The 3,436-nt window shown below is 65.0% G+C and carries 4 protein-coding genes; 2 read left to right on the top strand and 2 right to left on the bottom strand.

Annotated features, from left to right (window positions below; all coding sequences use genetic code 11):
- On the bottom strand, positions 1–1,013 hold a 1,013-nt coding region (locus ABSF49_RS21720), incomplete at its 3' end, for a branched-chain amino acid ABC transporter substrate-binding protein (protein ID WP_424114710.1).
- Between the two features lie 355 nt (positions 1,014–1,368).
- Here ABSF49_RS21720 and ABSF49_RS21715 point away from each other — a divergent pair.
- A complete protein-coding gene (locus tag ABSF49_RS21715; protein ID WP_424114709.1) occupies positions 1,369–1,539 on the top strand; it encodes an SH3 domain-containing protein in 171 nt (56 codons plus the stop codon).
- An 80-nt stretch (positions 1,540–1,619) separates the two neighbouring features.
- On the opposite strand, the gene ABSF49_RS21710 is transcribed toward ABSF49_RS21715, so the two are convergent.
- Positions 1,620–1,904 carry a hypothetical protein gene (locus ABSF49_RS21710; RefSeq protein ID WP_424114708.1) on the bottom strand — a complete coding sequence of 95 codons (285 nt, stop codon included), beginning with the start codon at positions 1,902–1,904 and terminating at the stop codon, positions 1,620–1,622.
- Between the two features lie 129 nt (positions 1,905–2,033).
- On the opposite strand from ABSF49_RS21710, the gene ABSF49_RS21705 reads away from it, so the two are divergent.
- A complete protein-coding gene (locus ABSF49_RS21705) occupies positions 2,034–3,419 on the top strand; it encodes an IS701 family transposase (RefSeq protein WP_424114707.1) in 1,386 nt (461 codons plus the stop codon).
- The last annotated feature ends 17 nt before the right edge of the window (positions 3,420–3,436 follow it).

Raw genomic sequence — 3,436 nt, 5'->3', positions numbered from 1 at the left:
CCGAGCACGGTCTTGAACGCCATGCCCGAGTGCATGACGTCGGCGACCTTGTGCGGGTCGGTCGAGTTGGCCTTCTCGATCGCCTGCTTGATGATCTGCATCGCGGCGTAGGAGTAGAGCGTGTAGCCTTCGGGCTCGATTCCCTTGGCCTTGAACTCGGCCACGACGTCCTTGGCGGCCGGGTTGTTGCGCGGCTCGGGGCCGAACGACATCAGCGTGCCTTCGACGCCGGGGCCGCCGATCGAGGCGAACTCGGTGTCGGTGATGCCGTCGCCGGAGATCAAGATCGTCGTCATGCCCTGGTCGCGCATCTGGCGCACGATCAAGCCGGCCTCGGTGTGCAGGCCGCCCCACATCAGGTAGTCGGCGCCCGCGGCCTTGATCTTGGAGACGATCGCCGAATAGTCCTTCTCGCCGACGTTGACGCCTTCGTAGAGGACTTCCTTCTTGCCGCCGGCGTTCATGAAGCCGCGCGCGGCGTCGGCGAGGCCCTGGCCGTAGGGGGTCTTGTCGTGAATGATGGCGATCTTCTTGTCCTTGAGATCGCCGAGCGCGAGGTCGGCCCACAGCTTGCCCTGCTGGTCGTCGCGGCCGCAGGTGCGGAAGGCGTCCCACAGCCCGCGTTCAGTGACCTTGGGATTGGTCGCCGAGGGGCTGATGAAGAGAACGTTGTTGTCGACATAGACTTCGGAAGCCGGGATGGTCACGCCGGAGTTGAAGTGGCCGACGACGAATTGGACGCCGTCGCCGACGAACTTGTTGGCGACCGAGACGCCTTGCTTGGGATCGGAAACGTCGTCGCCCTGCTCGACCTCGACCTTCTGGCCGAGAATGCCGCCAGCTTTGTTGAAGTCCTCGGCCGCCTGGCCGACGCCGTTGGTCAACTGTGCGCCGAACGAGGCGTTCGCGCCGGTGATCGGCCCGGCGACGCCGAACTTGATCTGCGCGTCCGCCGCGCTGGCCATGCCCAGGCCGGCGGCGAGCACGAGACCCGTCAACCAGTATTTCTTCATACTACGCTCCTCAAGTTTGGGACGCAGACAGCGCCTTCGAGACGAAAACGATCTCACCCTCGCTCGTTATGCCCATGGCGTCGGCGAGTCTCTGGACTGCGTTGCTTGCTCCCTGCGTCGCGTCGTCGCGGCGCCGCGCAATTGTGCGCTTGGCGCAAACCGGCGCAGGATTCGGGCTTGGCGCCCATTCCCGCTCGCCGAACCGGCGGGCGTAGCGCGGCGACCCCAACCGGGGCGCCGATCATGCGAAAGCGCCCGCTCGCCGCTGTGGCGACTTTGACATGCCTCGCCGCCGCGCCTGCCGCCGCGGCTGAGGACCTGTGCCGTGCGATGGACGCAACCGACCCCGCTCAATATGCGCGCCGCGCCCAACAGTCGCATCATCCAGACGCTGAACAACGGGCTGCTCGTCGCGGTCGTCGACACGCGCGACGACGCCAACGGGAGGTCCCGGGCCTTCATTGTTCGCGCCAAAGACGGCCGGCCGTTCGGCTGGGTGTTCAGAGAATTTATCGTCTGCTTCTGAGCTCGACTTTGCCCCTTTTCGCGCGCCTGTTTCAGACGACGGCCCCTGAGCTCGACTTTGCCCCTTTTCGCGCGCCTGTTTCAGACGACGGCCCAAAAGATCGACGCTTCCGCGATGACGCGCACGGCCTGTTCGACAGGTAACGCCGTGCGTCCAAAGGGGCCGAACGGCGCCCATCGTTCCTTCCACAGCGACCAGTAGAGGATTTCATAAAGATCGTTGCGTCCGAGGGGGCGTAGGCGGGCGATGGGAACCCCGGTTTCGGCATGGATGAGCGTGAAGCCGCGATTGCGCCGCTCCGCCACGACGGGGCCTGCGTCGAAGGCGAAGTTCTCGATGAGTTGGATGATGTCGTCATCGGTCATGACGCCATTGTTGTGGATCGGCGCGGCGCTGTCCTTGTCCTGGTTTCGGGCGGCACCGATTCAAAATGCCGCAATCTGGGCTTGAAAGGCGTCAAGGCGCATTCGCCGCGACTCGATTCTACCGTCGCGATGACCCGACATCGCCCCTCTTCCTCGTTCGCCGCGGCGCCGATGGCGCCGTCGATCATCACCGCGCTGATGGCGCCCTTCCGGAGCTTTTTCACCGCGCCGGTCTGGGACCATGTGCTGGCGCTCGTCACCGGCATGACGCTCGCCCCGGGAAAGCGCACGGTGAGCGCCGCTCTGCGGGTCATTGGCCTCGGCGAAGCCCGCGACTTCGCGCGCTACCACCACGTGCTCAGCCGAGCGCGATGGAACAGCGCCGCCATCGGCCGCAAACTGCTGCTGCTGATCCTCGACAAGTTCGCGCCCGACGGGCCGATCGTGATTGGCATTGACGATACGATCGAACGCCGCTGGGGCCACAAGATCGCGGCGCGCGGCATCTACCGCGATCCCGTGCGCTCCTCGCATGGTCACTTCGTCAAGACGAGCGGCTTGCGCTGGCTGGCGGTGATGGCCATGGTTCCCGTGCCATGGACTCGGCGACGCTGGGCTCTGCCATTTCTCACCATCCTCGCCCCTTCCGAACGCTACGCCGCTGCGCATCGGCGTCGCCACAAGAAGCTGACTGACTGGGCTCGCCAAGCCATTCTCCAGGTTCGGCGATGGGCGCCCAAGCGCAGTATCGTCGTTGTCGCCGACTCCAGCTTCTCGGCGCTCGATCTGATCGCCGCGGTTCGCCGCCATGTTTGTCTCGTCACGCGGCTGCGCCTCGACGCCAATCTGTTCGCGCCGGCGCCGGCGCGAAGCCCCAGACAGCTCGGACGGCCGCCCAAGAAAGGCCGTCCGCTTCCCAAACTCTCCCAGGCGCTCGAAAGCAAAACGACGCGCTGGGCCAAACTGTCGATGCCCTATTGGTATGGCGATCAGCGCTGCATTCTCGAATTCACGACCGGAACGGCGGTCTGGTATCACGCCGGATTGCCGCCGGCGCCGATCCGCTGGGTGCTCACGCGCGATCCAACCGGCGTTCGTGATCCGCAGGCGTTCCTCTGCACCGACTCTGCCGCCACGCCATTCGAAATTCTCGCCTGGTTCGTCCACCGCTGGTCCGTCGAGACGACGTTCCAGGAATGCCGCGCCCATCTGGGCGTTGAAACCGGGCGGCAATGGTCCGATCTCGCCATCGCGCGAATGACGCCGACGCTGTTTGGAATGTTCTCGCTCGTGACGCTCTGGGCGGCCGATCCCACTTTGGTCACCTGCCTTCGTCCCAGATCAGCCGCTTGGTATCGCAAGGATGAACCGACCTTCAGCGATGCGATCGCCGCCGTTCGACGGCTGCTGTGGAGCGCGCCGAATTTATCAATGTCCCGGCTCGACCCGGATCGCGTGGAAATTCCGACCACCCTCTGGAAAAGACTCACCGAGACGCTCTGCTACGCCGCGTAAATGGGCAAAGTCGAGCT

This window comes from Roseiarcus sp. (genome assembly GCF_049514155.1).
Taxonomy (GTDB): domain Bacteria; phylum Pseudomonadota; class Alphaproteobacteria; order Rhizobiales; family Beijerinckiaceae; genus Roseiarcus.
This window is presented reverse-complemented; position numbering and strand designations above follow the sequence as displayed.

Coding starts and splice junctions, on each gene's coding strand:
- ABSF49_RS21710 (WP_424114708.1), bottom strand. CDS start 1,904: ATGACCGATGACGACATCATCCAACTCATCGAGAACTTCGCCTTCGAC.
- ABSF49_RS21705 (WP_424114707.1), top strand. CDS start 2,034: ATGACCCGACATCGCCCCTCTTCCTCGTTCGCCGCGGCGCCGATGGCG.
- ABSF49_RS21715 (WP_424114709.1), top strand. CDS start 1,369: ATGCGCGCCGCGCCCAACAGTCGCATCATCCAGACGCTGAACAACGGG.